This window comes from Candidatus Methanoplasma termitum, from assembly GCF_000800805.1.
Taxonomy (GTDB): Archaea; Thermoplasmatota; Thermoplasmata; order Methanomassiliicoccales; family Methanomethylophilaceae; genus Methanoplasma; species Methanoplasma termitum.
Map to the genome: position 1 here is coordinate 1,069,706 of NZ_CP010070.1, position 24,999 is coordinate 1,094,704.

Consider the following 24,999-nt stretch of genomic DNA (forward strand, 5'->3'; position numbering starts at 1 on the left):
GGTGAAGTGAATGAAGGATCTGGAGCAACTGAGGAAAGAGATAGAGAAGATAGACTCGGAACTTATCAGACTGATGATCAAGCGCAATGAGATTGCGAAAGAGGTCGGTCTTTTGAAGAATAAGAAGGGGATCGGTCTCCGGAATATTGACGTAGAGAAGAAAGTAATGGAGAGATACCGCAGGATGTCTGAGAACACTCTGCTGCCTCCTGATGTCGCGGAAGCGATATGCAAACTGCTCATTGACAGCTCGGTGGAGCTCCAATCCGGTCTTTTGAATAAAAAATGTGAAAAGAAGATCTCGATCGTCGGCGGCTCGGGAGGAATGGGACAATGGATGAAAAGATACTTTGAAAGAATGGGCGCGGAAGTGAACATCATCGGCCGTTCTTCGGGGAGTCCTACGGACGCTGAGGATTCAGATGTCGTGATAATCTCCGTACCCCCGTCGGCAATAAGTGCCACATTGAAAAAGATGGTGCCGTTCTGTAAAGAAGATGCTTTGATATTTGACATATCTTCCATAAAATCCCCCTTTGCAGATGACATAAAAGAAATGGCCAAACACAGAAAGGTTTGTTCCGTCCATCATATGTTCGGCCCTTCCGCCAAGACCATGCTTGACCGTAATGTTGTCATTTGCGACTGCGGGTGCAAGGAAGCGGTTTCGGAGGTTGCAGACCTTTTCGACAGCGAGGGATCCAACCTCATATTCACCAGTATCGAAAGGCATGATGAACTGATGGCATACGTTCTGGCCTTCGCTCACGCATCCAATATAGTATTTTTCACCACGCTCAGGGAGAGCGGAATATCGTTCGATGAGTTGAATAAGATCGCTTCGACCACGTTCAAAAGATGTCTGAACGCAAGCGTCCCTGTATCTGAGGAGAACGCTCCGCTGTACCATGAGATACAGCGCCTTAACGATAATATCGATGACATGTGGGATGTTTTTGAGAAGGCTTTCAAAGAAGTGAAAAAAGCATCACTTTCAAAAGACCCGGACAGATTCATTGAGATCATGGAAAGCGGAAAAGAATACTTCAGCGATCATCAGTGATGGATTTCTCTGATGTGCAGAGCATGCTCTACTTTGAATGATAAATAAAAATTCGGATGACGTTCGAAGCTACCTTTAGTGTATGGTGAATGCCTTTCGGAATTGCGGAAAGGTCACTTTAACTGACTTTCCTTGCAATATATTTTTACGCTTGTGTTTGAGGGTGGGGCTGAGCCCCACCCTGCGTAGGAGGTGATCCATCTGCAGGTTCCCCTACAGATACCTTGTTACGACTTAACCTTCCTTGCTAAATCTCAGTTCGACAACCCCAATTAAAGGCAGCCTCACTGAAACCCAACTCGGATGGTTTGACGGGCGGTGTGTGCAAGGAGCAGGGGCATATTCACCGCGAGTTGTTGATTCGCGATTACTACGGAATCCAGCTTCATGAGGGTGAGTTACAACCCTCAATCCGAACTACGGACGGGTTTCGAGATTGCCTTCACCTTTCGGTGTCGGAGCCCATTGTCCCGCCCTTTGTAGCGCGCGTGTAGCCCAGGAGATTCGGGGCATACTGACCTACCGTTGACCTCTCCTTCCTCTGACTTAGCGCCAGCGGTCCCAATAGTGTGCCTCCACCCCGGAGGGTAAAGTAGCAACTATTGGTGAGGGTCTCGTTCGTTATCTCACTTAAGAGAACGCCTTACGGTACGAACTGACGACGGCCATGCACCACCTCTCTGAAAATCTAGCAAAGTCATTAGCCTGGCTTTCATGTAACAGTCTCCCCTGGTGAGTTTTCCGGTGTTGAATCCAATTAAACCGCACGCTCCTCCCGTTGCGGTGCTCCCCCGCCAATTCCTTTAAGTTTCATCCTTGCGGACGTACTCCCCAAGTAGCAGACTTAACAACTTCTCTCCGGCACTGAATGCCCCCGAAGGGCCTCCAACACCAAGTCTGCAGCGTTTACACCCTGGACTACCGGGGTATCTAATCCCGTTTGCGCCCCAGGGCTTCGTCCCTCACCGTCGGATCCGTTCTAGCAAGACGCCTTCGCCACCGGTGGTCCTTCTAGGATTACAGGATTTTACCCCTACCCCAGAAGTACCTCTTGCCTCTCCCGGTCCCAAGTTTAACAGTCTCCTCGGAATTCGGAAGGTTAAGCCCCCCGATTTACCCAAGGATTTATTAAACCGGCTACGAACGTTTTAGACTCAATAATATCGACCACCACTTGGGCTGCAGGTATTACCGCGGCGGCTGGCACCCGTCTTACCCAGCCCTTATTCCTCCAGTTATCTATGCTGAAGAAAAGCTAACACTAATGTGCTAGCACTAGGAATTCCCTCATCGGGGTTGCCCCCAGTGTGAAGTTTTCGCGACTGCTGCGCCCCGTAGGGCCTGGATTCGTGTCTCAGAATCCAACTCTGGGCTCCCTCTCTCAAGGCCCATACCCGTCATAGGCTAGTAGGTACGTTACACCCACTACTACCTGATAGGCCGCAGACCGATCCTTTGGCGCCGGAACTTTGGACCATGGGTCATTCAGTATCTCATGATCTATGGAGTATTATTCTCAATTTCCCGAGATTATCCTCCACCAAAGGGCACGTTATCCACGTGTTACTGAGCAGTCCGCCGAGTCCATAACGACTCTCGACTCGCATGTCTTAATCGAATTCCTATAGCGGTGGCCGCCGGCAGGATCAACCGGAGTCAAATCCTTGTGACATTATCACGTCTTTGGATGGATGAAAGAAACTGGCATTTACCATATTTCACCGCTTGCTCCGTCGGACGGCTCACTCAATCGAATGTCCGTCTAACGGAACATTCGTAGCTTCGAACGTCAGAATTCAAGAGAGCACGCCTAAGGCGGAGATCTTGATTCTCCATGATTGCACCCCCTCCGAGGGGGGCGCGTATCCCCTGTACTTCAGGGGGGTATTTAAGCTTTTTTACCCGGGGAAGGCTTTTCCCCAGACAACAAGATTCAGTGTCAAAAATCACTCATGTTCCGAGTGCAATGGTTGAATCTCGCAGACTCTCTCATACACGCCTGGTATATAAACATTGCTTGAAGCTGGTTTTTTCTTTCGCCGGTTTTCCGCCATTATCCGCACCAATAGGCAAAAATTAGGAAAGATTTAAAAGCGTTATCCTATTTGCATGAGTTGCAATGTGGAGGTAGCCCAGCCTGGTAAGGCGATAGCCTGCTAAGCTATTGTCCCTAGTGACTCGCGAGTTCGAATCTCGCCCTCCACGCTCATATTACACAAAAGAAAAGACAGTTTATTAACCACCATTTTATTTCTTGTCTAATGCTCAACGGAACCATGGGTATAATCGGCTGTCCTATTCTAGAGGACGAGATCATATATTCTTTGAGCAGTGATGAGGACGAGAAGAAGATATACATTGTTGATACTCCGCCATCCAACACTCTGAAAAAGAAACTGCATCTCAAAGGCATTGATTTCTCCACTGTTGATGAGTGGGAATTCAACAACGGTTTTTTGAATATCAACAGAGAAAACGGTTTCAACATTGTTGTTTACATGAACAAACTCGGGCTTCACAAGGACCCTAAATTCTTACGCGAAACGTTAGAAGGCCAACTTATACAGCACCAAAGCAAGTTCGATGTCATCGCCCTTTACTATGGAATGTGTGGGAACGCCGGGTGGGATATATCCAACTGGGCTTCCGACAACCTTGACATACCTGTTTTTGTGTTCCGTGATGATAATGACGAGGTATGCGATGATTGTATCGGAGTCGCCGTAGGCGGCCACTTCAAATACTGCAACTTCGTCAAAAAGCATACTGGAATGTTCTTCGTCACACCTGCGATCGCCGGGAACTGGGGCGAATACTCCGAGGAATTGAACTTCACCAAAGGTTTCGAGATAATGGACATCCACACCGTAAAAGAGGTCTTTGAGATATTCGGCTACACAAAAGCTGTGAGGATCGATACCGGCATCGGGATCAAGGGTGAAGAGTTAGACAAAGGATGTGAACGATTCTCGGAGATCACCGGCCTCGAATTCATCACAGCCGCGCCGGGATCGGCCGATCTGTTCCCGACCGAAAGGATATACAAAGATGCGAAGGGTTCACTGTTGCATTAGAATGAAACATTAATGTATCCTTTATATTATTATAACAAAACATGAAGTTCCTTGTCGTTTCGGATATCCACGGCAACACGGCCGTGACTGATTGGGCCAATTCCATAGCAGATGAGGAAGACGTCGATTTTATCATCGTTCTGGGAGATATAACCGACTTCGGCCCGGAGAAGGTCGCCGAGAAGATCCTCGCCCCTCTCGAGAGAGACGTCTATTCGATCCCCGGCAACTGCGACCCGCCCTCCGTACACGACACGATCTCCGGATGGACGGTCGACATGCACGGCAAGACGACGAACATCGACGGATTCTATATCGCGGGTCTCGGAGGCTCTAATCCGAGCCCGTTCAACACCCCGTTCGAATTGGACGAGGATTCCATCTACAAAATATTGAAACCCATATCAAAAGAAGGGATGATCCTCATGGTGCATGCCCCCCCGTACGGGATCAACGACATGATACCTGCGGGGTTCAACGTCGGCAGCAGATCGATATTGAAGATAGTGGATGAATTCAGGCCGATCCTGGTTCTCAGCGGCCACATCCATGAGGACTACGGCGCCAAGTATGTCAACGGAACAACGTTCGTCAACCCGGGGCCTGCAAAGGACGGGATGTATGCAATAGTCGAGATCGACGGCGGTGCAGTGAAGGCTGAGCTGTTCACAGTATCCGGATGATCAAACATCCCAGACGATCTTCATTGTCTTCAGTATCATGTATACTCCGGAGAAAACAACAAACATAAAACAGAAGGATATCACCAGAATATCCGGTGCCGCATCGAGTTCTACGGTGAAGGAGGCAATATAGCCGTACATCCCCAGGAAGAATGCGATAAGGGCGGTCAACAACGTTATCGCAATGTCCGATTTCACACCGATCGTGCCGATGTAGGCCTTGATCTCTTCATCCTCCTCCGCTTTTTTGATGATACATATCAGATCTTCTCTGGTCATATCATCTGAAATATTGCATTCCTTAATGATGCTTTCAAGTGATTTGGGTACCGGTTTTTTCTTGAAATGTGGGTGCAGCACATTTACCACAAGATAAACGCTGACAATAGCGAACGTGATCGACACCAGGATCGTGAAGGTACCTTCCATAACACCCGAAACATCCGATCCCGCATTGTGCAACCTCCAAAGACCGTTATGGAACACGATCGACAGAATAAACGCGAACGCCAGAGATGTCACCACATAAACAGCCTTGCCCGCTATTTTGGATAGTCTGCCCCCTTCATCCGGATTTCTCACTCTCAACACTTTTCTCAGAATGTCGGCCGGCTCTCTGCTCTTTTTCGGCACAGTGTCCCTCAGTGATTCTACATTTAAAAAGATAGATGGGGTGCTTATGTGATTAATCGGGTTTTTGAAAAAAGGTTTATATACACTACCGTAATTGGCAGACCGATAATCATGGCGATTTGGCAGGGAAAATCTAAAAAGAAGCCCACCGGTGGCAGACTTGTCACCAGCAGGGGCAAGAGAAGGTTCGAGATGAGCAGGGAGACTCAGCACACAAAAATAGGCAAAGAATCCCTGAAACAGTACCGCGTCAGAGGAGCGAACTCAAAAACAGAGGTCCTTCTCGCAGAGTACGCCAACGTTGTCAACAAAAAGACCAACACCGTCCAGAAATCAAAGATCCTCACCGTTAAGGTCAACCCTGCAGACCCCAACTATGTTCAGCGTAACATACTCAACAAAGGAGCCAGGATCTCAACCGAGCTCGGCGAGGCGATCGTCACCTCCAGGCCCGGACAGGACGGCGCAGTTAATGCAGTTCTCATTGAGAACTGATCGCTCTCTTTAAATTTCATTAGCAACTTCTTTAACTCTTTTCTGCATTAACGAATGTGATATAATGGCATATGACGCGGACACTGCTATCACGATATGGCCCGAATATTTTGATATCAACAGGACCAGGGCCGAGGGCAGAAGGCTTCCAAAGAAACTTTGTGTCCAATACCCAGACATCGATATCATTGCGAAGGGCGCACTGATAATGGATCTTGAATATGAGATATTCGAGAACAAAGCGTACCCCGCTAACTGGGCTGCCAAGCGCGGATGTGTGAAAGTCGAAAAGGGAAAGATCTCTAAGACGGTTCTTTTACCGAAGATCGCAGAGATCCTTATTAAGAACCAGAAAAAATGATCACAGCTTTAGATTCAGCCGTCATTGATGCCAATTGCGAGGCCATGGGGGTCAGCGTGTCTCATCTGATGGCCAATGCCGGCGCGGCGGTGGCCTCTGTGCTATTGACAAGATTCCCCGGTAAACGGATAGCGTTCATATGCGGGGCGGGAAACAACGGCGGCGACGGGATCTCCGCCGCGGATGTCATGAACGAACAAAAGAATGTGACCGTCTATCTTGTGAAGCCGAGAGAAGCAATAAAATCTAATAATATCCGATCCATTCTATCAAACCTTACATGTGAGATCAGGGATCTTTCGGATTTCGAGCCGGACCTCCACGACATATTGGTGGATTGCGTATTGGGTACAGGAGCCTCCGGAGAAGTAAAGCCGCCATCCGGCAAAGCCATAGAGATCATTAACAAGTTCAAAGGGACCGTTGTTTCCGTTGATGTTCCGTCCGGTCTCGGAACAAAGTTGTCCGTCAGACCGGACATTACGATTGCATTGCACGACATCAAAGAAGGTATGACAAAGGAGAACTCCGGAGAGATAATCATAAAGGATATCGGCATCCCCATGGAAGCGCAGGAGGGCATCGGCCCTGGAGACATGCTGAGATATCCCATACCTTCGAAGAACAGCCACAAAGGATCTAACGGTAAGCTTCTGATCATCGGCGGAGGCCCGTATTATGGCGCCCCTGCAATGTCTGCGCTTGCCGCAATGAGAGTGGGTGTGGATATAGTGAGACTGGCTGTTCCCGAGAACTGCACTCCGCTGATCGCTTCTTTCTCTCCGGTGCTTATGATCAGCGGGCTTTCCGGAAACATATTGAAACTGGAACATTTGGATCGGCTGTTGGAATTGACAAAACTGCATAATGCGGTACTCATCGGGCCCGGCCTTGGGACATCAGCAGAGACGGCCGAAACGGTGAGACAGTTCACAAAAAAATGCACTTTACCAATGGTAATAGATGCGGACGGGCTCACCGCTATCGGAAAGGATTTCAAGTCCAGCGGGAAGACGGTGCTCACGCCGCACAGCAGAGAGTTCGAGGGGCTCGGCGGGAATGCGCTCAGCGCCATCGAACCGACAAAACATCTTGCAAAGGCTACCAACTCCGTCATCTTATTCAAAGGCAGGACCGACTGGGTCTCGGACGGAAAAAAGCTCAGATACAATACGACCGGCAGTCCGGGAATGACCACGGCAGGCACCGGCGACGTCTTAGCTGGAATAGTCGGGGGACTCCTGTCCAAAGGCATGAATTGTTTCGATGCCGCCGCGGTCGGTGCGTTCATCTCGGGAAAAGCGGGAGAATACGCATTTGATGAGAAGTCCTACGGAATGATAGCAACGGATGTCATCGACAACATACCGAAAGTGCTCAAAACATACCTAAGGGGATGAAATGGATCTCCAGCCGGTACACGGTATCCCTGCGTTGAGAGCGGATGAATACCTTGTGATCGGCGACCTGCACATAGGGATAGAATCTCACTTGCGGGCAAAGGGGTTCCATCTTGCTTCAAGGACGGACTACATGCTCGACCAGATCATCGAAGCGGCAGGCAGTTCGGCCAACAGACTGATTGTCTTGGGAGACGTGAAAGATTCTGTGCCTGGGTCTACGAAGCAGGAGTACAAAGAGATACCGACATTCTTCGAAAGACTGCTGGAACGTTTCGATACTGTTGACGTGGTAAGAGGGAACCATGACACGAACATTGAGGAATTCCTTCCGGAGCAGGTAAAGATCAGACCCGCTTCTGGAATGAAAATAGAGGGTGTAGGATTCGTACATGGTCACACTTGGCCTTCTGCTGAGGTAATGACAGCAGAGACGCTTGTGATGGCTCACGACCATCCTGCGGTCATGTTCAGGGACGGTGTCGGAAGACAGGTAAATGAGCCTTGCTGGGTAAGGGGGATGTTCAAAGACATTCCATCGGAGAGATACGACACTGTTCCGAAGAATTTTATCATCGTGCCGGCGTTCAACAAAATGCTTGGAGGATCCCCCGTGAACATTGTCGGTGAGCCGTTGCTCGGCCCGATCATGGGCGGAGAACTGCTTGACCTTGAGAATTCCACTGTACATCTTTTAGACGGGGTCGATCTCGGAAAGCTTTCTGGACTTATGGTCACCGGGGCCAACAACCGAAAATGGGGAAGAAAGATCAAACAAGAATTATCCTGACCACTTGTTTTCGTATAGAGAAGTTAAAAATATTGAAACAGAGGGGATTTCTCCCCTCATATGTTTGTTTAAAGGTTCTTAGAGATATTCTCAACGGTGCCGTCGGCGTACCTGATCGTTGCCTTCAGGGGCATCTGGCCGGGCAGGCTGTGCGTCGCACAGGAGTTGCACGGATCATATACTCTGAATGCCATCTCGACCATGTTCAGCAGACCGGGGGAGACCTCGTGGTTCTTTATCACCGCTTTTGCGATCTTCGCAACATCGACGTTCATCGGACCGTTGTTGTTGGTGGTCCCTACAACAAGGTTGCATGCCGTTACGATGCCGTTCTCATCGCAGGTGTAGTCGTGTGTGAGGGTTCCTCTCGGAGCCTCTACGCACCCTACGCCGCGTCCTCCCGCCTTGACATCTTTCTGCTTTATGTTCGCATCCGTTATGTTGGGGTCGTACGCGTTCTTGTGGACCTTCTCTGCGGCATAGAGCATCTCGATGATCCTTGCCCAATGGGTCGCCAGGTTGAAGTGGACAGGTCCGGTCACGCCCAGGCTCTTGAAGATCGCCTTGAACTCGTCGAATGCGGCGTTCGCTTTCGGTGTGGAGATGCTTGACGATATATTAAGCCTTGAGAGCGGTGTCGCTCTGTAGAATCCGCTGTCGGGGCCGGCGGTCATTCCCTTGTATCCAGGTTTCCTCAGGTACGGGAACTTCTCGTACGACCACGGCTCGACTCCCTCTGCGATGTGGTTGAGGTAGTCAACCGGATCGTATCTGTCGACCTCTTTGCCTTTCTGGTCGGTCACTTTGACCTTTCCGTCGTGGAACTCAAGCTGGTCCTTGGAGTTGACGAGACCCATGTTGTAGTACTCATTGTAGTACAGGTCTGGGTTCGTCACGATGGCCAAGTAATCTTTGTTGTCTAGAACAACGCTCTTGAACACTCCCAACGATGTCTCTGCGAATGCGACAAGGTTGTCGGCATAGCCCTGGATCTCTTTGATCTCGTCTTTGCTTATTGCCTTGGTCACTCCGCCGGGAACTCCCATTACGGGGTGGGTCGCTTTTCCGCCGATTATCGCCTGGATCTTCTGTGCCTGTGCGCGTGCTTTGAGCACTGCGGAACCAAGCTCCAGTCCGACGCGTGCCACTACACCCAGAACGTTCCTCTCTGCGGCCGGTGCTCCCGGCCCGCAGACGAAGTCCGGTGCGGCCAATGCGTAGAAGTGCGCTATGTGGCTGTGCACGAAGTGTGCGTGGTAGAAGAGGTCCCTTATGCGGAATGCCGCTTCCGTCGGTTTTGTGTTGTAGCAGTTGTCGATGGCTTTTGTGGAGGCCATGTGGTGGGCTCCGGGACAGACGCCGCAAAGCCTTGCGGTGATCTGGTTGAGCTCGACTACTTTCCTTCCGACGCAGAACCTCTCGAAGCCCCTTACCTCGGGGATCTGCCAGTATGCGTTCTCGACGTTACCTTTCTTATCAAGGAAGATCTCGATCTTTCCGTGACCTTCGAGACGCGTTATGGGGTCAACGGTCACCCTTTGAGCGGTCGTCTTTTTCTTTTCGTCCCATATTATTGGTCCTGTCATTTTACTTACCTCCTTCTTCTTTGACAACTTTCTTGATCAAAGACTTACCCATGGTGAATGCATAGAAGTAACCGAGCGGGTCCTTGATGGTCGACATTATGTCAACGATCGAATCCTCGCCCATTGTCGCATCGTTATCCAGCACGGGGAACAGAGATGCGATGGCCGTAAGAGCACTGGCTCCCTGCTCCTGAACTGCTGTGGTCGGGCCATAGCATCCGCGGCACGGTTGTCCGACTCTTGTGCATCTCGCATTGCATCCTCCGACCGTTGCCGGTCCGAGACAGAGTATACCCTGGTCCATAAGACACAGTTCGGGGTCCACGTCTATCTCGTGAGGCTCCACGATCTTTGTTATCCTTCTGTTCTCCTTCCTCCTCGGGCACTGCTCACAGAGTGTCTTTGTCGCAACGCCTATTATAGTTCCCTTGGGAGGCAGCGCCGCTCCTTTGTACACAAATCCGGCAACGGCTGCCAGCATGTGAGAGATCGTCTCCTGCATAGGCGGGCATCCGGGTACGTAGTAGTCCACATCGATCACTTGATCAAGGGTCTTGACCGTGTCATACAGGACCGGGAGAGTAAGGTCCCCTTCCGGTGCCTTGTATTTTGTCTGCGGTATGACCGGCGACTTCTTGTGGTAGTCCGCCTGGAAGTTGGCCGTCGTGGGCGTCTTCACATATACGTAGTCCAACAGTTCATTCTTTCCGCCGGGGATCAAGTTGGCAAGTGCCGGGGATCCGCCGTGGCAGGCGCATGCGCCGTATGAGACCACGATGACCGATTTCTTCCTCAGGAGCTTTACCATGTGCTCGTTCTCTGAGTTCCTGACCGCACCGTTGATTATGGAGACTGTTATCGAGCCGTCCTCCATTTCGGCGATGTCGTGCTCTTTCCCGTCAGCGGCGATCGGCCACATGACGATGTTCGCCATGTCTCCGACCGTCAGTATCCTCTCGTTTATGTCGAGAAGCGATACATCGCATCCTCCGCAGGCGGCAGCCCAGTATATTGCAAGGTTGATCTTGCCGTTGGGGGGCGCTCCGGGGAGAAGCTCTCCGAGGTCCGCCATTTTCAGCTGCGCTGCGGCGACCGACTCAGCGGTCTTCTGTCCGCATGCCGGTCCCGGTGCAGCAGCCTTTTTATCGGCAGGTTTGGCCACCTTCTTTGTTTCTGTCTTTATCGCAGACACGGTTTCGCTGCTCTTTTTCTTAAATTTGTCCCAGAATGACATTTACTTTTCCTCCTGTTTCAGGGGTGTCGGTCCAAGCTGTTTGATCGTATTGACGAATTCATTCAGCGTGTTCTGGAATTTCTCTCCTTCAGATGCAGATACCCACTCGAGTTTCAGCCTCTTCGGATCGAATCCGTACTGCTCTATCACCAATCTGATAAGAGCTATCCTTCTCCTTGCCCTGTAGTTACCTCCGATGTAGTGGCAGTCTGCCGGGTGGCATCCCAGGACCACTACTCCGTCCGCTCCTTTGGCCAGCGACCTGAGTATGAACTCGGGGTCGACCCTTGCGGAGCACATTGTCCTTATGATGCGGAAGTTGGGGGGCATCTGAAGTCTTGCCACACCTGCTCCGTCCGCTCCCGCGTACGAGCACCAGTTGCAGCAGAACACTACTATCTTTGGTTCGAAGTCTGACATTTCCTTCACGCTCCCTCAAACAACGCATCGATCTCTGCGATGATCTGCTTGTTCCTGAATCCTCTCTGCTCCATTGCTCCTGCCGGGCAAGACGCAACGCATGATCCGCATCCCTTGCAGAGACCGGGGTTCACGTTGCTCACAACGGATCCGCTCTCGTCTGCGCATATGGTAATGGCGTTGTAGTCGCAGCAGCCTGCGCATACTCCGCATCCGTCGCAGAGGTTGTGGTTGGATACCGCGACTATGCCTTCAGAGATCAGCTTGTCCTTGGATATGGTGGTCAGCATCCTTGCCGCCGCGCCGGATCCCTGTGCTATGCACTCGTCGAGGAATTTCGGCCAGTGTGCTGTTCCGGCTACGTAGACCCCTTCTGTTGCGAAGTCTACCGGTCTCAGCTTCTGGTGTGCCTCGAAGAAGAATCCGTCCTTGCTTATCGGGACCTTGACCATCTTCGCAAGCTCTTCTTTCTCCTCGCGGAGAGGTGTCAGTCCTGCTGCGAGCACGACTGTGTCTACCGGGATCTCAACATCCTCCCCGAGTATGGAGTCGTGAGCTTTCACGACCTTTCCGTCGTAGCCGGGCATCTCGTTGTCCACACAGTACCTGAGGAACTTCACGCCTAGGCTGGATGCCTTGTTGAAGAGTTCCTCGCGGAATCCGTATGTTCTGATATCTTTGTGTATAATGGACACGTTCACGGTCGGATCCTTCATCTTTATCTGGATCGCATTGCGGAGCGATGCTGCGCAGCATACCCTTGAACAATACTTCACGGTACTGTTCCTCGAACCGACGCACTGCAGGAATGCCACGTTCTTTCCGCTGAACTTGCCACCAGCCAGAGCTTTCTCGAGATCGAGTACCGTCATGACCTTCTTGTCGCTTCCGTAGCTGTATTCGGTGGGTTTGTATTGTGCCGCTCCCGTCGCAAAGAGGACCGCACCTACTGCGATCTCTTCTTTTTCCGTTACGACCTTGAAGTTTCCTACAAAGCCGGGGATGTCCTTTACATGGGCTCCCTTGTGCACGGTGATCTTCTTGTTGCCTTCGACTTTTGAGATCGTCTCTCTTACAAATTCCGCAACATCCTTTCCATCCTCTTTGTGGTAGAGGTTCTTCACTGCGAACCCGCCGAGCTCTTTCTCCTTTTCGAATATGTGCACGGGTATTCCCTGTGCAGCTATGTCGAGGGCTGCCGTCATTCCGGTTATTCCGCCACCGATGACCGCTGCGACCTTTGTAACGGGTATCTCCGAACCGACCAACGGCTCAAGGAGTGCCGCCTTTGCGATGGCCATCCTCAACAGGTCTTTTGCTTTTACTGTCGCCGCCTCGTGGGCGTGCATGTGGATCCATGAACACTGGTCACGGATGTTGGCCATGTTGAACAGATATTTGTTCAACCCGCCGTCCCTGCATGCTTCCCTGAACAACGGCTCGTGGGTCCTCGGTGTGCATGATGCGACAACGACCCTGTTCAGATCCTGCTCTTTGATAGCATTGGATATCTCTACGAGACAGTCCTGTGCGCATGCGTATTTGGATTCACCGGAGAATACTACATACGGAAGTCCTTTTGCGTACTCAGCAACTGCCGGAACATCCACCACAGATCCGATGTTGACGCCGCAGTGGCATACCCATACACCTATGCGGGGCTCTTTGCCCTCTACGTCCTTCTCTGCGGGATATGTCTTCGGCGCCATGGGCTTGAAGTTGGCGTCTACTATGTAAGCGCCCGCTTTTGCGGCGGATCCGCTTGCCTCTGCGACCGATGTCGGAATGTCCTTGGGTGCAGCGAACGCTCCCGTTACGAATACTCCTGCCCTTGTTGTCTCGAGCGGCCTGAAGACAGATGTCTTACAGAATCCGTATTCATTGAGCTCGATTCCAAGCAGCTTGGAGAATTCCGTTGCTCCCTCTGGCGGAACGAGTCCTATCGAGAGTACAACGATGTCGTACTCTGCGGATACTCCGTCGCCGTTCGAGTCGGTATAGTTGATCGTGAGTTTCTTCGTCTTCGGATCCTCTTCCACATTGGATACGCGGGCCGACCTGTGCATGTTGATCCCGTACTCATTCTGTGCCCTCTCAATGTAGGCTTCGAATTCTTTTCCGTAGGATCTTATGTCCATGAAGAATATGTCCTCATCCACTTCTGCGTGCTCTTTCGTGATCATTGCCTGCTTTGTGGCATACATGCAGCACACCGATGAACAGTATTTCTTCCAGCCTGATTTTTCGGATCTTGAGCCGCAGCACTGGATGAAAGCGATCTTCTTCGGCTCGTCTCCGGAGGACGGTGTGGTTATGTGACCGGTCGATGGGCCGGATGCACACATCATTCTCTCGAACTCAAGCGCCGTGACGACGTTCTTGAATCTTCCGTAACCATACTCTGTTCCGATCTTCGCATTCCATACCTCGAAACCGGGTGCGGCGATGATGGAACCTACTTCGATCACTTTCTCTTTGTCTTTGTCTTCGTAGTTTATTGCTTTCTTCTGACATACCTTTGCGCAAACACCGCACTTGCCGTTCTGTATCATCTTACAGTTGAGTGCATCGATTATTGCAACCCTTGGCACTGCCTGTGCATGTGGTATGTAGATCGCCCTTCTTGTTGTCAGACCGAACTCGAACTCATCTGATAGCCCTTTCGTGGGACACTTCGCCAAACAGTCGCCGCAAGCTGTACAAGATTCTGGATCTACATACCTTGCTTTGCTTTTCAGCGTGACCTTGAAGTCTCCAGCTTTGCCTTCCACTTTCATTACTTCGTGGAAGGTTAGAGTATCAATGTTCGGATGCCCGATACAATCTGCCATTTTTGGTGAAAGGATACATGCAGAACAGTCGTTCGTCGGGAATGTCTTGTCGAGACGGGACATTTTACCGCCTATCGTGGGGAGTTTCTCCACCAGATAAACGTGTATGTCCCTGTCCGCAAGATCCAACGACGCCTGTATACCTGCGATGCCTCCGCCGATAACTAATGCCGATTTCGTCAAATACTTGCCTCCGATTGTACCAATTAAATAATTGGAATAAAAGGTAATATCTCTCCATTAATAAAGCCCTTACTACAAAATGATTAAAATACTAGAACTCAAATTAGTCTGGTCTTTTTCTAAAAAACCATATTTCTCTGTTACAAGAATGATTTTAGCTTATTTTAAAAAGACCCAGCAATAAATATTCATTAACAAACATGTATTTTCTAAAAAGGTAATTCAACCCATTCATTAGTAGATTATTTGCATAAGAAAATAAAATTCGTATGCATTGAACAGCCTTGGTCCGGACCTACAACCAGAAGTATTAAGAAGGCAAATTTTATTAACCGCTTTATGGGCTTTGGAAATACGATTTTAAGTCTGGCTATTATAATTGTGTTGGTTATATTGTTGATTGCTGTTTTCGTTTTACATCAGTACTTCCGCGCGGTTGCCGATAAGAAATTCAAAAAAAATGGGAAATCCAAAGAAATACCTACTATTATTTTGGATGAGAAAGAGGACAAAAAGAAGTGCGAGATATGCTACGGAACAATAGAAAATGACCCGATAGCAATATGCAAAAAATGCGGCAAGACGTTCCACGATGCATGCGCAAAACCGACGGGTGCGTGTCCTTACTGCAACACCAAATATGAGGGTATGGAAATAAGAGAACCCGAAAGAACAAGGTGCCCGATCTGTGGAAGGTTCATCAAAGGGAACATGTGTCCCAACTGCGACGCCGTCATTCCCATAAAAGACGGCACATTCGTCTGCAAATGCGGCAACACGGTCGATTGCGACAAACCGGTATGCAAAAATTGCGGTGCGGTCTATGAGACCGCCATGCGTGTGATAGAAAAAAACAAAAAACACTAAACGTGAGGCTCAGAATGGTAGTGAAATCCAAAAGGGGAAGGAGGAGATACATCGCTTTTTCCGTTTCTCCCGAACTCAGAAAAGAAGCTCTGATCAGAGGCCTGAGGCAGGTCGACCCGGATAAACCGCCGCACATCATCCAGCTGTCTGGCGGTAAGGCGATAATCCGATGTTCTCCCGACGAACGGGAGGGGACGATCATTGCGGTCTCTCGGGTCGATCCGTCATCTGAATCGCTCATCACATCCGGTACTCTCCGCACCATCCGAGAAATATATCCCGACCTAAAAGAAAAAGAGAAAAAAAATTCTACCGCGCCCGCGCATCTGTAAACCAATAAATAGTCCGGCGCATTTGTGGTCATTGAACAACAGGAGAAAAAAGATATGCAACCAGGACAAATGGCATATGACAGGGGGATAACAGTGTTCTCCCCCGACGGAAGATTGTTCCAGGTGGAGTATGCCCGAGAGGCTGTAAAAAAAGGAACGACCACTATCGGGCTGAAATTCAAGAACGGGGTCATCCTTATGGTGGACAAGAGGTTGTCCAGCAAGCTCGTCGAACCCGGTTCGATCGAGAAGATCTATGACATTGACGATTACATCGGATGTGCGACATCCGGTCTCGTGGCCGATGCCAGAGTACTTATTGATGAGGCCAGGAAGAATGCGCAGAGGCACAAGCTCCACTACGATGAGAACATAGCCACGGAAATGCTCGTTAAGAACGTGTGCGACTACAAGCAGAACTACACCCAGTACGGCGGAGGACGTCCGTTCGGTGTTGCGCTGTTGGTCGCGGGGGTCGATGACCTCGGCATGCACCTGTTCGAGACGGACCCGTCGGGAGCGCTTGTCGCATACAGAGCAACATGCATCGGTTCGGGAAGACCGGTCGTGATGGACATATTTGAGAGAGAATTCGAGGACGGCATGTCGTTCGAGGCCGCCGCAAAGCTGGGATTGAAAGCTTTAGGCACAGCGATCGACGATACTCTGTCCGCTGCATCCGTTGAGATCGGAGTGGTCGAGAAAGGAAAGAAATTCAGAAGGCTTTCCGACTCCGAAATAACGAAGCTCATCGGAAAGGTCTGAGCAGCTGATCACATGGTCAATCTTGATGAGGCGATCGTAGCAAGACTGGAGAGTCACGGCGAGACATTCGAGGTTCTCCTCGACCCTGCAGTGATGAATCATCTTAAGCAAGGCAAAGAGATCGATCTTACGGAATACCTCGCCGTTGAGGATGTATTCAAGAACTCCAGAAAGGGGACGAGGCCGGCCGAGGACAAGATAAAAGAGGTCTTCGGCACGGGGAATATATCGGAAATAGCCAAAAGGATCGTCGAAAAAGGAGAGGTCCAGATCACCGCCGAACAGCGGAAAGAAATGCTTGAGGCAAAAAGACATCGGGTGATAACCTACATATCGGCCAACGCAATAAACCCGCAGACCAAGCTCCCTCATCCATACACAAGGATAGAACTTGCTTTGGATGAAGTGAAGTTCCATGTGGATCCGTTCAGGCCTCTGGATAAAGAAATCGAAGAGGCGATGAAGCTTCTCCGTCCGGTACTGCCGATACGATTTGAGAAAAGTAAGGTAGCCATAAAACTAAGCGGCCCGGACTACGGAAAGTGTTTCGACGATATGATCCACTACGGGCTCATCGAAAGAGAAGAGTGGACCGCGGACGGTTCGTGGATAGGATTGATGGAACTGCCGGCGGGAATGGTGCCGGAACTGACCGAGAAGCTGAAACATAAGACCAAAGGAACAGCGTCAATAAAAACGATTTAAATATACAATTCGAGAGAAGTGATAAAAATGGAAAAAAGAAACGCCAGAAACACACGGGAGGTCGTGGTTCCGGGAGAGCTGCTGGATGACAGCGGCATGGGAGCCGGGAACAACGCATACGTGCTCAATGGCAAAGTGTACGCCGGAGTATTAGGCGTCAAGAACGTATTCCATGATACGATAGGCGTCATCCCGTTGGGGGGACGCTACATGCCCACCACAGGGGACACTGTGATAGGAATAATCGAGGACATAGGCCCTTCGAATTGGCTTGTTGACATAAACGCCCCGTATCCGGCGCCGCTGCATGTGAGCGAGGTCCCATGGAAGATAGAGTTTGGAGACACTTCAAAATATCTTAACGTCGGGAACGTCGTGATGCTGAAGGTCCTCATGGTGGATGAGAGCAAGAAAATACAGGTCACCATGAAAGACTCCGGACTCCGGAGGATCGAGGGGGGGCAGATGGTAGAGATGCCCCATTCCAAAGTATCAAGGGTCATCGGCAAGAGCGGTTCCATGATACAAAAGATAAAGAACCTGACGGACTGCCGCATATTCGTTGGACAGAACGGAAGGATCTGGGTCGACGGAGACAAAGAGAATGCGGATGTCGCGGTCGCAGCCATAAAAATGATCGAGAGAGAGGCACAGAGCAGCAACCTTACGGAAAAGGTTGAAAAATTTATTAAAGAAAAACTCCCGCAAGCGGTAGATGAGAGCGGGGAGGGATATTGATGAGCGGACAAACTGACATGGTATTGGTTAATAAGAAAGGCGTGAGGATCGACGGCAGGAAGACCGACGAACACAGGCCAGTTCACATTGAAGCGGGGGTGCTCAGCAACGCTGACGGCTCCGCATATTTAGAGATAGGAAAGAACAAAGTGCTTGCCGCGGTATACGGACCGAGGGAATGCCACCCAAGGCATCTTCAGGATCCGACCAAAGCGATCATCCAGTGCAAATACAACATGCAGGCGTTCTCCGTCAGCGACAGAAAAAGACCGGGCCCGGACAGAAGATCCATCGAGATCTCGAAGATAATCGCCGAGGCTTTGGAGAAAGTGGTCCTGACCGAGCTTTACCCGCGTGCGTCCATCGATGTGTACATCGAGATCCTTCAGGCGAACGCCGGAACGAGATGCGCAGGACTGACAGCGGCATCCGTAGCGCTTGCCGATGCGGGGATACCGATGCGCGACATTGTCCCCGCCATAGCGGCCGGTAAAGCGGACGGCCATGTTCTGCTGGATCTTAATAAAGAGGAGGACAACTACGGACAGGCGGACGTTCCGCTTGCGATAGTTCCGTCAACAGATGAGATCGTCCTTCTGCAGATGGACGGCAACATGACAAGAGAAGAATTCGACAAAGCTCTTGACATGGCCTTCGGTGCGTGTCACGATCTGTATGAGATACAGAAGGCCGCGCTTAAAACCAAATACGCCGCGACGAAGGGAGGTGAAGAAGATGAGTGAATACATCATCTCCGAGATAAAAAGGGATCATATCATGAACCTTCTGAAGGAAGGTAAAAGAGAGGACGGCAGAGGCGTAGACGATATAAGGGAAGTTCAGATCTCTGTCGGATGCATTGAGAGTGCGGACGGCTCGGCGAGGGTCAAGGTCGGAAAGACAGAGGTCATCGCGGGAGTGAAGATCATACCTGGAACACCCTTCGGGGACACGCCGGACAGCGGAGTCCTTACGATGGGTGCCGAGCTGATACCTATGGCTCACCCGATGTTCGAATCCGGTCCTCCAGGAGAGGATGCGATCGAACTCGCAAGAGTTGTGGACCGCGGTATTCGCGAATCCGGCATGGTGGATGTCAAAGCCCTCTGCATAACCGCAGGAGAAGAGGTTTGGATGTGCTTCGTCGATATTTACGCATTGGATTACGACGGGAACCTGTTCGATGCCGCTAACCTTGCAACTGTAAGCGCACTGAGGACGGCGGTCATTCCGGGAGAGCAGTACGGTAAAGGGGAGAACAGACCTCTGCCCGTGACCTGCACCCCCGTATCGATCACCTCGGTCAAAATAGGAAATGATTTAATACTTGACCCAAATTTCGACGAAGAGATGATCTCATCTGCCCGCCTGACCGTCACCACAGACGACGACGGCAACTTCAGGGCCATGCAGAAAGGAGGGAAGGGTTCTATCACACGAAAAGAACTCAGCCTCTGTCTTGACAGGGCCGTCGAGAAGGGAAAGGTCTTAAGAAAGATCATTGGGTGATACATATGGCAAAAGGAACAAAGAAAGCAGGTACGTCCGGAAAGTTCGGCGCCAGATACGGTGTGGTTGTCCGCAACAGGGTCAAGAACATCGAAGCACATCAGAAAGCAAAACATGAGTGCCCCGTCTGCCACCACATGTCCGTAAAGAGGATAAGTTCCGGGATCTGGGAATGCAGGCACTGCGACACGAAATTCGCAGCCGAGGCATACAGCCCCAAAACAAAAAGGGAAGTATCTCAGGTATCGGAGCAGTAAGATAACATGTACAGATGCGCTAAATGCAACGAGCCTATCAGGAACGTGAACGCACTGGGGCTCCAGTGCGAGAAATGCGGATCGAAGATCTTCTTCAAGGAAAGACCGAATGTGAAGAAGGTCCTGAAATCCGACTGATATGTTCGCCGCCGAGATACGGATAACCTCGGATGATGCGCCAAGCATCATCATCGCACTGAGCCCGGAAGCGGGAAGGGAACTTCCCCGCACAAAGGCCTCGGTCAGGACCGAGGGCGGCACAGGCATAATAGAGCTTACCGCCTCAGACGCTTCGGCGATGAGAGCAGCATTGAACTCGTATCTGGAATGCATAAGGATTACCGAAGACATAACCAAAATAACAAGGTGAAAAGATGAACAACATCAGCCCACAGCTACAGAACCAGATAGCTCAGTTCCAGCAGACGCAGCAGCAGCTGCAAGCGGTATCGACCCAGAAACTACAGATGGAAGCTCAGAAAAGGGAGATGGAGAGGACCTCCGAAGAACTTGCGAAAGCAACAGGAGATGTCTACAAAAGCTCCGGCTCGCTTCTCATCAAAGTTGATGACAAAGATAAAGTAAAAGCAGACCTCGACGAATCGCTTGAGACCATGGAAGTAAGGATCAAAGGTCTCGAACGCCAGGAGAAGTCGCTCCGCGAAAAGTATGAGTCTCTACAAGAGACCATAAACAAAGCAATGGGTCAGGCATAAACAAATTCAAAATATACGGGGAACACAATCCCCTTATCAACCCTTCCGAGGACATATCATATCCGCAGAAAGGTCGTTGAAGGAATTATCAAACAATTGAGGGATACATATGGAATCACTTATCCTAAAAGATGTGAAAAAATCATATGGAGAACATGAGGCCGTCAAAGGTATCAGTTTCTCTGTGGAAGAGGGAGAGGTCTTCGGACTTATCGGCCCCAACGGTTCCGGCAAGACCACCACGCTCCGTATGATCTCCACACTTCTGAGAGTTACGTCAGGAAGCATCACGGTGTGCGGCCATGACGTAATGACCGAATCAGATAATGTCAGAAAGGAGATCAGCTACCTTCCGGAGGATGCTGGAGCCTACAAGAACCTTACCGGGAGAGGCTATCTGAAGTTCATGGCCGGATTCTTCGCTGAAGGCGATGACTTCGAAAAGATGGTCGAGCGCGGGATGGAGCTTGCCGACCTCGGGAGCAGGATCGATTCAAAGGTGGACACTTACAGCAAAGGGATGGCAAGGAGACTTCTGATCGCAAGGGCGATAATGCCTTCCCCCAGAGTAGCGATAATGGATGAGGTGACATCGGGACTGGACGTCATCAACGCTTACGAGATCAGAGAGGTCATCAGGAACATCGCAAAGGGAGGAGTGACCATCCTTATGTCCTCACATAATATGTTCGAAGTGGACATGCTCTGCGACCGGGTCGCAATGATCGATGACGGCCGCCTCATCCTTACGGGAACGCCGGCCGATCTTAAGGAGAGATACCGTGCGCCCAATTTGGAAGAAGTGTTCGTAAAGGCGGTGAAGGGATGAACCACCTTGTTAACCTGACAAAGAAAGAGCTTAAGGAGCTCCTTACGCCTGCGGCGTTGATCCCGATCGTTGTTATTGCGCTCATTTTCGTCCTGATCGGATCTGCTGTGGGCGGCGAGGTCAGCAATGCGACGGGCGCACAGAAGATCGGGTTCGTGAACAATGATGTCCCGACACCGGGTGAGACCGATTTCTCGTTGACTGTCTATGAAGGGATCATCAATTTCTACAACACAACATACGGCCTGTCTTTGGATGACAAGAATGCGGGAGACTACATCATAACGCTGGATGCCGGAACGGCAGAACAGATAACGCAGGAAATGATAGACAAAGGGATAGGTGCTGCGATCGGGATCGATCCGGGATTCTCGGACAAGATAAATACCAGGGATCCTAACGTCCCGGGAACCATCAGTACATACTATGTGTTCCAGAACAAAGGGCTTGTAAGTTCTGCGACCGGCGATATCTCAACACTTACGACCTTTACATTCATATCCCATGAAATATCTGTGAATTTGGCCGGAAACGACACAGACGCACAATTCATACTTACTCCGGTAGTCATGTCGGGCAACCCGTACACAAACATCAACGGGACCATATACAACGACGGCGTGACACCGTCACTGATATCCTCATCGTTACAGAGCCAGAACACCCTGGTGCCGATCATTATCATGATCGTGATAATGATGATAGGAAGCATGGTCATATCCTCGATGGGGAACGAGAAGGAGAACAAGACCCTTGAGACCCTTCTGACAATACCTGTCAGCAGGACCACGATCGTATTCAGCAAACTGCTCGGTTCCGCCATTGTGGGGCTGATCTACGGCATAATCTACATGATCGGGATGTCGGTCTACATCAGCAACATCTCCGGCTCAATAGCCGGGGCCAACCTGTCAGATTATGGGCTCGGCATGGGAATAGAGGACTATGCGATAATGGGCATAATGATATTCCTGGCGATATTCTGCGGTCTGGGACTGTGCATGATAATGGGGGCGTTCGCAAAGAACTACAGGGCTGCGCAGACGATGTTGATGCCTATCACAGTCCTTGCCATAGTGCCGATGTTCGTAACGCTGTTCTCAAGCTGGAGCGCACTTCCGACATTCCTGAAGGGCGTAATGTTCGCAATACCGTTCTCCCATCCCATGATGGCAATGAACAACCTCATGTTCGGAAATATGACGCTTATCTTCGCAGGCATTGTGTATATGCTGATATTCGCTTTGGTAACGATACTTATCACAGTGAGGATCTATAAATCCGATATCCTGCTGACAGGGATAGGAAAGGGAAGCGGAAAGAGCCTTCTGGAAAGAAGGAGGGCCTTGCTTATGTCAGGGTTTGCTTACATAAGGAAGCAGAAGTGATCAAGAGATCAATGCAAAAAAGTGAAGAAGATGATGAAAGAAACAGCGGAGTTGTTGAGAACAGAGAATAAAGTCATCCTTGTTCACAGTAATGCGGACATGGATGCGATCGGGTCTGCGTTCGCGATCTCTGTCTGTTTCCCAAATGGAGATGTCTTCGCTCCGGGGGGCGTAGACCGGGTCGCAAGTCTGGTCGCAGAAAAACTCGGCATCAGTGTGCTTGAGGAGTGCGACATCAGCAGTTACGGAACGGTCGTGGTCGTGGATACATCCTCGCCGGAACAGCTGAGACCGGCCGTCGAATCGATACCGGAAGGAAGCATTGTGATAGATCATCATAAACCGACCGGCAAATGGGAAGGGGTGCATTTCTTCTGCGACGATAAAAGAGTGTCGTGCTGCGAGATCGTAAAGGACATTATCGAGTCCGCAGGGATCGATATACCCAGGAATGCCGCCATGGCATTGCTCGGCGGCATGATCACAGACAGCGGCCACTTCCAGCATGCCAATCCCGCGTTGATGAGGGCATTTGCTGATCTGTTGCAAAAGAACGACATACATATTGATGAGATATTCGGCCTTACCAGATCTCAGATGGTGATGTCCGAGAGGATAGCGGTCATGAAAGCCGTAGGAAGGGCTAAATTCGACAGTGTGGGGGATATGATAGTCGCCACCTCATATGGTGGCAGTTTTGAGGCCTCATCCTGCAGGGCGCTCATAGCGGCGGGCGCAGATGTTGTTTTTGTCGGTTCCCAGAGAGATGAGGAATTCCGGATCAGTTCCAGAGCGACCCAGGAGATCGTCAGAAGGGGGATCCATCTTGGCAATATCGTGGGCGGCATAAGCGGAGAAACGGATACTGACGGCGGCGGCCACGGAGGCGCCGCCGGGATCTCAGGAGAGGGAGACATCGAAGCGATGCTCCACATATGCATGAAAAGGACCATGGACGAGTTCAGAGCAATAAAGAAGGCCCAGTCCGATCAGGACATCATCTGAGCTTGGCCATATTATCGAATATCTGCCTCATTGCAACGTAATTATCTTGGTGTTGAGAGAAATATCCCCTTACGGGCCCCAGGATCTTTATCAGGGAATCTGCAACTCCGTTCTTCAGATCGAGCGGGAAGAGAGCTCCCGAGAAGTAAGAATCAATCAATTCCTCATAGTTGGAGAATGAGAGATCTCCGCCGAACTTTTCAGGTCTGGCTATATCCATTTTACCTAGGCGGGGGAATATGATATACCTGCACATCATGAGTATCGGATTCTCCCCTTCCTTATCTTTTTCGGGCGGGCAGAACGCTTTCTTCATCTTGCTCTTTATCGCCTCATCATCATCGTGAATGTTTATGCTGCCGCTGGGATCGCTCTTGGACATCTTGAACGATGCCGGGTCCATCCTGTTCCCTCCTTTAAGGCCCGGAAGGAGCGGCGTGTGCAAAGCGACGGGTTTCTTCCAACCGAGTTTGTCCGCCGCATCCCTGGCGAGCATGTGTGCTCTTCTCTGGTCCATTCCCGCATAGGCGAGGTCGATGTCCATACAGAATATATCTGTGGCTTGGAGTATGGGATATATGAGTTTGGAGAAATCCACTTCCGCCTCATCTTCGGTGCGGCCCATTATGGTCATCGCCCTTTTGACCCTTGACAGGGATGTTGCCTTTGCGACCTTGATCACTTTTTCCCAATACTCGATGTCGCTCAGTATCTCGCTTGCGTAAACGAATTTGACCCCGTCCTTGGGAACTCCGAGCGCAATGAAACAATCTTCCATATATCTGGCACATGCCTTGATGTTGTCGAGATCACCGCCCATCTTATCGTTGATGTACGCATGCCAATCCGCCCAGAACACGATCACTTCGAACCCCGCATCCGCCAGGTCCTTTATCTTTGATGTCACTAGGGCCCATCCCAAATGAACAAGGCCGGACGGCTCGAACCCGATATATGCCTTAGGAGTGTTCTTTTTCCGAAGAAGCTCTTTCAACTCCTCCTCCGTAACTATCTCCTCGGCATTTCTGGTAATGAGAGCCATTTTTTGTTCGATGTTCATTTGAATCGTGCTGTTATTATTGGTGTTATATAAAAAGTGTAACATAAAGGCACCAGCCCAAAAAAGTACCGTGCC

At 50.4% G+C, this 24,999-nt stretch carries 27 protein-coding genes, 1 tRNA gene and 1 rRNA gene; 22 read left to right on the forward strand and 7 right to left on the reverse strand.

The window, feature by feature from the left end; translation table 11 throughout:
* The first annotated feature begins 10 nt into the window (after window positions 1–10).
* On the forward strand, window positions 11–1,063 hold the full coding sequence (locus Mpt1_RS05165) for a prephenate dehydrogenase/arogenate dehydrogenase family protein (protein ID WP_048112829.1): 1,053 nt from the start codon (window positions 11–13) through the stop codon (window positions 1,061–1,063).
* A 187-nt stretch (window positions 1,064–1,250) separates the two neighbouring features.
* On the opposite strand, the gene Mpt1_RS05170 is transcribed toward Mpt1_RS05165, so the two are convergent.
* Window positions 1,251–2,720: ribosomal RNA gene (locus Mpt1_RS05170) — 16S ribosomal RNA — on the reverse strand.
* 464 nt (window positions 2,721–3,184) lie between these two features.
* Here Mpt1_RS05170 and Mpt1_RS05175 point away from each other — a divergent pair.
* The 3 genes from Mpt1_RS05175 (at window position 3,185) to Mpt1_RS05185 (ending at window position 4,820) form a co-directional block, all read left to right on the forward strand.
* Window positions 3,185–3,268: transfer RNA gene (locus Mpt1_RS05175), tRNA-Ser, on the forward strand.
* A gap of 56 nt (window positions 3,269–3,324) precedes the next feature.
* Window positions 3,325–4,137: a DUF1638 domain-containing protein gene (locus tag Mpt1_RS05180; RefSeq protein WP_048112831.1), complete on the forward strand. Its 813-nt coding sequence runs from the start codon at window positions 3,325–3,327 to the stop codon at window positions 4,135–4,137.
* Between the two features lie 41 nt (window positions 4,138–4,178).
* Window positions 4,179–4,820, forward strand: a complete 642-nt coding sequence (locus tag Mpt1_RS05185; protein ID WP_048112832.1) for a metallophosphoesterase family protein — start codon at window positions 4,179–4,181, stop codon at window positions 4,818–4,820.
* Here Mpt1_RS05185 and Mpt1_RS05190 read toward each other — a convergent pair whose 3' ends face one another.
* Complete coding sequence (locus Mpt1_RS05190; RefSeq protein ID WP_048112834.1) at window positions 4,821–5,453, reverse strand: hypothetical protein; 633 nt, start codon at window positions 5,451–5,453, stop codon at window positions 4,821–4,823. It abuts the gene before it with no gap.
* Between the two features lie 111 nt (window positions 5,454–5,564).
* Between Mpt1_RS05190 and Mpt1_RS05195 the strand changes: the two genes are divergently transcribed.
* From Mpt1_RS05195 to Mpt1_RS05210, 4 genes are all read left to right on the forward strand, one after another.
* Window positions 5,565–5,948, forward strand: coding sequence for a 30S ribosomal protein S8e (locus Mpt1_RS05195; RefSeq protein WP_048112836.1), 384 nt, complete (start codon window positions 5,565–5,567; stop codon window positions 5,946–5,948).
* A gap of 64 nt (window positions 5,949–6,012) precedes the next feature.
* Window positions 6,013–6,309 (forward strand): signal recognition particle subunit SRP19/SEC65 family protein, encoded by a 297-nt coding sequence (locus tag Mpt1_RS05200; protein WP_048112838.1) that lies wholly within the window; start codon window positions 6,013–6,015, stop codon window positions 6,307–6,309.
* Window positions 6,306–7,709 (forward strand): bifunctional ADP-dependent NAD(P)H-hydrate dehydratase/NAD(P)H-hydrate epimerase, encoded by a 1,404-nt coding sequence (locus tag Mpt1_RS05205; RefSeq protein ID WP_048112840.1) that lies wholly within the window; start codon window positions 6,306–6,308, stop codon window positions 7,707–7,709. The genes Mpt1_RS05200 and Mpt1_RS05205 overlap by 4 nt, the downstream gene beginning before the upstream one ends.
* 1 nt (window position 7,710) lies before the next feature.
* Window positions 7,711–8,499, forward strand: a complete 789-nt coding sequence (locus Mpt1_RS05210; protein WP_048112842.1) for a metallophosphoesterase — start codon at window positions 7,711–7,713, stop codon at window positions 8,497–8,499.
* 68 nt (window positions 8,500–8,567) lie between these two features.
* On the opposite strand, the gene Mpt1_RS05215 is transcribed toward Mpt1_RS05210, so the two are convergent.
* Genes Mpt1_RS05215 through Mpt1_RS05230 form a run of 4 tightly spaced genes read right to left on the reverse strand, consistent with a single transcriptional unit; the run spans window position 8,568 to window position 14,753 of the window.
* Entirely contained in the window at window positions 8,568–10,085 is a 1,518-nt protein-coding gene (locus Mpt1_RS05215; RefSeq protein ID WP_048112846.1) for a Ni/Fe hydrogenase subunit alpha, read from the reverse strand.
* A gap of 1 nt (window position 10,086) precedes the next feature.
* Window positions 10,087–11,319: an NADH-quinone oxidoreductase subunit B family protein gene (locus Mpt1_RS05220; protein WP_082007262.1), complete on the reverse strand. Its 1,233-nt coding sequence runs from the start codon at window positions 11,317–11,319 to the stop codon at window positions 10,087–10,089.
* Window positions 11,320–11,739: a hydrogenase iron-sulfur subunit gene (locus tag Mpt1_RS05225; protein ID WP_048113887.1), complete on the reverse strand. Its 420-nt coding sequence runs from the start codon at window positions 11,737–11,739 to the stop codon at window positions 11,320–11,322.
* 5 nt (window positions 11,740–11,744) lie between these two features.
* A complete protein-coding gene (locus Mpt1_RS05230; protein WP_052399296.1) occupies window positions 11,745–14,753 on the reverse strand; it encodes a CoB--CoM heterodisulfide reductase iron-sulfur subunit A family protein in 3,009 nt (1,002 codons plus the stop codon).
* Between the two features lie 492 nt (window positions 14,754–15,245).
* Here Mpt1_RS05230 and Mpt1_RS05235 point away from each other — a divergent pair, with 492 nt between their 5' ends.
* From Mpt1_RS05235 to Mpt1_RS05300, 14 genes are all read left to right on the forward strand, one after another.
* A complete protein-coding gene (locus Mpt1_RS05235) occupies window positions 15,246–15,620 on the forward strand; it encodes a hypothetical protein (protein WP_148305844.1) in 375 nt (124 codons plus the stop codon).
* A gap of 14 nt (window positions 15,621–15,634) precedes the next feature.
* A complete protein-coding gene (locus tag Mpt1_RS05240) occupies window positions 15,635–15,952 on the forward strand; it encodes a hypothetical protein (RefSeq protein ID WP_048112851.1) in 318 nt (105 codons plus the stop codon).
* Window positions 15,953–16,006: 54 nt separating this feature from the next.
* Window positions 16,007–16,717 carry an archaeal proteasome endopeptidase complex subunit alpha gene (gene psmA / locus Mpt1_RS05245; RefSeq protein ID WP_048113889.1) on the forward strand — a complete coding sequence of 237 codons (711 nt, stop codon included), beginning with the start codon at window positions 16,007–16,009 and terminating at the stop codon, window positions 16,715–16,717.
* Window positions 16,718–16,729: 12 nt separating this feature from the next.
* Window positions 16,730–17,422: a ribosome assembly factor SBDS gene (locus Mpt1_RS05250; protein WP_048112853.1), complete on the forward strand. Its 693-nt coding sequence runs from the start codon at window positions 16,730–16,732 to the stop codon at window positions 17,420–17,422.
* A 27-nt stretch (window positions 17,423–17,449) separates the two neighbouring features.
* Window positions 17,450–18,160, forward strand: a complete 711-nt coding sequence (rrp4, locus tag Mpt1_RS05255) for an exosome complex RNA-binding protein Rrp4 (protein WP_048112855.1) — start codon at window positions 17,450–17,452, stop codon at window positions 18,158–18,160.
* A complete protein-coding gene (rrp41, locus tag Mpt1_RS05260) occupies window positions 18,160–18,903 on the forward strand; it encodes an exosome complex exonuclease Rrp41 (protein ID WP_048112857.1) in 744 nt (247 codons plus the stop codon). The genes rrp4 and rrp41 overlap by 1 nt, the downstream gene beginning before the upstream one ends.
* Window positions 18,887–19,669 (forward strand): exosome complex protein Rrp42, encoded by a 783-nt coding sequence (gene rrp42, locus Mpt1_RS05265; RefSeq protein WP_048112859.1) that lies wholly within the window; start codon window positions 18,887–18,889, stop codon window positions 19,667–19,669. The genes rrp41 and rrp42 overlap by 17 nt, the downstream gene beginning before the upstream one ends.
* Window positions 19,670–19,674: 5 nt before the next feature.
* Window positions 19,675–19,926 (forward strand): 50S ribosomal protein L37ae, encoded by a 252-nt coding sequence (locus tag Mpt1_RS05270; protein WP_048112861.1) that lies wholly within the window; start codon window positions 19,675–19,677, stop codon window positions 19,924–19,926.
* A gap of 6 nt (window positions 19,927–19,932) precedes the next feature.
* Window positions 19,933–20,064, forward strand: a complete 132-nt coding sequence (locus Mpt1_RS05275) for a DNA-directed RNA polymerase subunit P (RefSeq protein ID WP_048112863.1) — start codon at window positions 19,933–19,935, stop codon at window positions 20,062–20,064.
* Window position 20,065: 1 nt separating this feature from the next.
* Entirely contained in the window at window positions 20,066–20,296 is a 231-nt protein-coding gene (locus Mpt1_RS05280; RefSeq protein WP_048112864.1) for a KEOPS complex subunit Pcc1, read from the forward strand.
* 4 nt (window positions 20,297–20,300) lie between these two features.
* Entirely contained in the window at window positions 20,301–20,642 is a 342-nt protein-coding gene (locus tag Mpt1_RS05285) for a prefoldin subunit beta (protein WP_048112866.1), read from the forward strand.
* A gap of 109 nt (window positions 20,643–20,751) precedes the next feature.
* Window positions 20,752–21,471, forward strand: coding sequence for an ABC transporter ATP-binding protein (locus Mpt1_RS05290; protein ID WP_048112868.1), 720 nt, complete (start codon window positions 20,752–20,754; stop codon window positions 21,469–21,471).
* A complete protein-coding gene (locus Mpt1_RS05295; RefSeq protein WP_048112870.1) occupies window positions 21,468–22,859 on the forward strand; it encodes an ABC transporter permease in 1,392 nt (463 codons plus the stop codon). The genes Mpt1_RS05290 and Mpt1_RS05295 overlap by 4 nt, the downstream gene beginning before the upstream one ends.
* Window positions 22,860–22,889: 30 nt before the next feature.
* Window positions 22,890–23,864, forward strand: coding sequence for a DHH family phosphoesterase (locus Mpt1_RS05300; protein ID WP_238603098.1), 975 nt, complete (start codon window positions 22,890–22,892; stop codon window positions 23,862–23,864).
* Here the strand turns inward: Mpt1_RS05300 and Mpt1_RS05305 are convergent.
* Window positions 23,857–24,924 carry a tyrosine--tRNA ligase gene (locus Mpt1_RS05305; protein ID WP_048112872.1) on the reverse strand — a complete coding sequence of 356 codons (1,068 nt, stop codon included), beginning with the start codon at window positions 24,922–24,924 and terminating at the stop codon, window positions 23,857–23,859. The genes Mpt1_RS05300 and Mpt1_RS05305 overlap by 8 nt on opposite strands.
* Window positions 24,925–24,999: the final 75 nt, after the last annotated feature.

Coding starts and splice junctions, on each gene's coding strand:
- Mpt1_RS05165 (WP_048112829.1), top strand. CDS start 11: ATGAAGGATCTGGAGCAACTGAGGAAAGAGATAGAGAAGATAGACTCG.
- Mpt1_RS05180 (WP_048112831.1), top strand. CDS start 3,325: ATGCTCAACGGAACCATGGGTATAATCGGCTGTCCTATTCTAGAGGAC.
- Mpt1_RS05185 (WP_048112832.1), top strand. CDS start 4,179: ATGAAGTTCCTTGTCGTTTCGGATATCCACGGCAACACGGCCGTGACT.
- Mpt1_RS05195 (WP_048112836.1), top strand. CDS start 5,565: ATGGCGATTTGGCAGGGAAAATCTAAAAAGAAGCCCACCGGTGGCAGA.
- Mpt1_RS05200 (WP_048112838.1), top strand. CDS start 6,013: ATGGCATATGACGCGGACACTGCTATCACGATATGGCCCGAATATTTT.
- Mpt1_RS05205 (WP_048112840.1), top strand. CDS start 6,306: ATGATCACAGCTTTAGATTCAGCCGTCATTGATGCCAATTGCGAGGCC.
- Mpt1_RS05210 (WP_048112842.1), top strand. CDS start 7,711: ATGGATCTCCAGCCGGTACACGGTATCCCTGCGTTGAGAGCGGATGAA.
- Mpt1_RS05215 (WP_048112846.1), bottom strand. CDS start 10,085: ATGACAGGACCAATAATATGGGACGAAAAGAAAAAGACGACCGCTCAA.
- Mpt1_RS05220 (WP_082007262.1), bottom strand. CDS start 11,319: ATGTCATTCTGGGACAAATTTAAGAAAAAGAGCAGCGAAACCGTGTCT.
- Mpt1_RS05225 (WP_048113887.1), bottom strand. CDS start 11,739: ATGTCAGACTTCGAACCAAAGATAGTAGTGTTCTGCTGCAACTGGTGC.
- Mpt1_RS05240 (WP_048112851.1), top strand. CDS start 15,635: ATGGTAGTGAAATCCAAAAGGGGAAGGAGGAGATACATCGCTTTTTCC.
- psmA (WP_048113889.1), top strand. CDS start 16,007: ATGCAACCAGGACAAATGGCATATGACAGGGGGATAACAGTGTTCTCC.
- Mpt1_RS05250 (WP_048112853.1), top strand. CDS start 16,730: ATGGTCAATCTTGATGAGGCGATCGTAGCAAGACTGGAGAGTCACGGC.
- rrp4 (WP_048112855.1), top strand. CDS start 17,450: ATGGAAAAAAGAAACGCCAGAAACACACGGGAGGTCGTGGTTCCGGGA.
- rrp41 (WP_048112857.1), top strand. CDS start 18,160: ATGAGCGGACAAACTGACATGGTATTGGTTAATAAGAAAGGCGTGAGG.
- Mpt1_RS05270 (WP_048112861.1), top strand. CDS start 19,675: ATGGCAAAAGGAACAAAGAAAGCAGGTACGTCCGGAAAGTTCGGCGCC.
- Mpt1_RS05275 (WP_048112863.1), top strand. CDS start 19,933: ATGTACAGATGCGCTAAATGCAACGAGCCTATCAGGAACGTGAACGCA.
- Mpt1_RS05280 (WP_048112864.1), top strand. CDS start 20,066: ATGTTCGCCGCCGAGATACGGATAACCTCGGATGATGCGCCAAGCATC.
- Mpt1_RS05285 (WP_048112866.1), top strand. CDS start 20,301: ATGAACAACATCAGCCCACAGCTACAGAACCAGATAGCTCAGTTCCAG.
- Mpt1_RS05290 (WP_048112868.1), top strand. CDS start 20,752: ATGGAATCACTTATCCTAAAAGATGTGAAAAAATCATATGGAGAACAT.
- Mpt1_RS05295 (WP_048112870.1), top strand. CDS start 21,468: ATGAACCACCTTGTTAACCTGACAAAGAAAGAGCTTAAGGAGCTCCTT.
- Mpt1_RS05300 (WP_238603098.1), top strand. CDS start 22,890: ATGATGAAAGAAACAGCGGAGTTGTTGAGAACAGAGAATAAAGTCATC.
- Mpt1_RS05305 (WP_048112872.1), bottom strand. CDS start 24,924: ATGAACATCGAACAAAAAATGGCTCTCATTACCAGAAATGCCGAGGAG.